Source organism: Streptomyces sp. JW3 (assembly GCF_052216785.1).
In the GTDB taxonomy this organism is placed as follows: Bacteria; Actinomycetota; Actinomycetes; order Streptomycetales; family Streptomycetaceae; genus Streptomyces.
Map to the genome: position 1 here is coordinate 1 of NZ_JBQOUX010000237.1, position 1544 is coordinate 1544.

The 1544-nt window shown below is 72.2% G+C and carries 3 protein-coding genes; 1 reads left to right on the forward strand and 2 read right to left on the reverse strand.

What is annotated here, in order from left to right; genetic code table 11:
* The coding region (locus tag ACTT8P_RS38260) for an oligopeptide/dipeptide ABC transporter ATP-binding protein (protein ID WP_442836395.1) at positions 1-538 on the forward strand (538 nt) is incomplete at its 5' end.
* 248 nt (positions 539-786) lie between these two features.
* On the opposite strand, the gene ACTT8P_RS38265 is transcribed toward ACTT8P_RS38260, so the two are convergent.
* Positions 787-951 (reverse strand): hypothetical protein, encoded by a 165-nt coding sequence (locus ACTT8P_RS38265; RefSeq protein WP_442836396.1) that lies wholly within the window; start codon positions 949-951, stop codon positions 787-789.
* A gap of 13 nt (positions 952-964) precedes the next feature.
* A partial coding sequence (locus ACTT8P_RS38270) for an oligopeptide/dipeptide ABC transporter ATP-binding protein (RefSeq protein WP_442836397.1) occupies positions 965-1544 on the reverse strand: 580 nt, incomplete at its 5' end.

Genomic DNA, 1544 nt, shown 5'->3' on the forward strand with positions numbered 1-1544 from the left:
GGCGCGGGCGTTGGCCCTGGAGCCGAAGCTGATCGTCGCGGACGAGCCGGTCTCGGCGCTGGACGTCTCGATCCAGGCGCAGGTGGTCAACCTGCTCCAGAAGGTCCAGCGCGAACTGGGCATCGCCTTCGTCTTCATCGCCCACGACCTGGCCATCGTGCGGCACTTCTCACAGCGCGTCGCGGTCATGTACCTCGGTAAGATCGTGGAGATCGCCGACCGCGACGACCTGTACGGCAACCCGCGCCACCCCTATACGCGGGCCCTGCTCTCCGCCGTGCCCGAGGCCACGGTGGAGGAGACCCCCCGTGAGCGCATCCGGCTCGTGGGCGACGTGCCGTCCCCGATCAACCCGCCCTCCGGCTGCCGGTTCCGCACCCGGTGCTGGAAGGCGACCGACAAGTGCGCGGCCGAGGCGCCGCCGCTGGTGCAGGTCGAGGGCAACGGGCCGGGCCACCTCACCGCCTGCCACTACCCGGAGACGGCCGAGACGGTGTCCGCCGGCCGGCTCACCAAGAACCCCGAGGCGGCGGCCTGACAACACCCCTTTTCCGTCAGCCGCCCCTTCCGGAACGGACTTTCCCGGCCCATTGACCCGAGCCTGCGGACGTCCGCTCCAGGGGAACGAGGGCCCGTGCCTCCCAGCGCGGGCCCTCTTCGTCGTACGGGCGGACCAGGGCGCACACGGGGTGGGTACCGGTTCCAGTCCGGCATCGTGTGAGCGCGGCGAAGCAGCCGGGCGGCCCGGGTACTGCCGGAGCTGTGGCGATGCCGGTCGTGCGGAGGTCACGGAGTGCCCGCCTGGGCCAGCCGCCGGTCCAGTTCGGCGTCCAGCTCCGCCAGTTCTTCCTCGCTCGGGTCGTAGCCGTTCCACTCGTGGAGTACGGCACGGGCCCGCTCGGCGAGCCGGTCGCGGGCCTCGGCGGAGATGTGGGCGTTCGCGTCGGTCATGGCGGCCATCCTCTCAGCCCCCCGCCCCCTCCCCGCCCTCCTCCAACGCCACCAGCGCCGGATCCAGCACGATGTCCTCCTCGCGGGCCGTGATCGTCGGGGCCTCCGGGAAGTGGCAGGCCGTCAGGTGGCCGGCCCGGTTGCCGTCGAGGCGGATCAGCGGCGGGACCTCGGCGGCGCACTTGTCCTGGGCCTTCCAGCAGCGGGTGCGGAAGCGGCAGCCGGACGGCGGCGAGATCGGGGACGGCACGTCACCGGCCAGCCGGATGCGCTCGCGCTGCTTGCCGGCCCCCTCGGCCAGGGTGACCTCGGGGACGGCGGAGAGCAGGGCGTGGGTGTAGGGGTGGCGGGGGCGGGTGTAGAGGGAGTCCCGGTCGCCGACCTCGATGATCTTGCCGAGGTACATGACCGCGACGCGCTGTGAGAAGTGCCGGACGACGGCCAGGTCGTGGGCGATGAAGACGAAGGCGATGCCCAGTTCGCGCTGGACCTTCTGGAGCAGGTTGACCACCTGGGCCTGGATCGAGACGTCCAGCGCCGAGACCGGTTCGTCGGCGACGATCAGCTTCGGCTCCAGGGCCAGGGCGCGGGCG

Coding starts and splice junctions, on each gene's coding strand:
- ACTT8P_RS38265 (WP_442836396.1), bottom strand. CDS start 951: ATGACCGACGCGAACGCCCACATCTCCGCCGAGGCCCGCGACCGGCTC.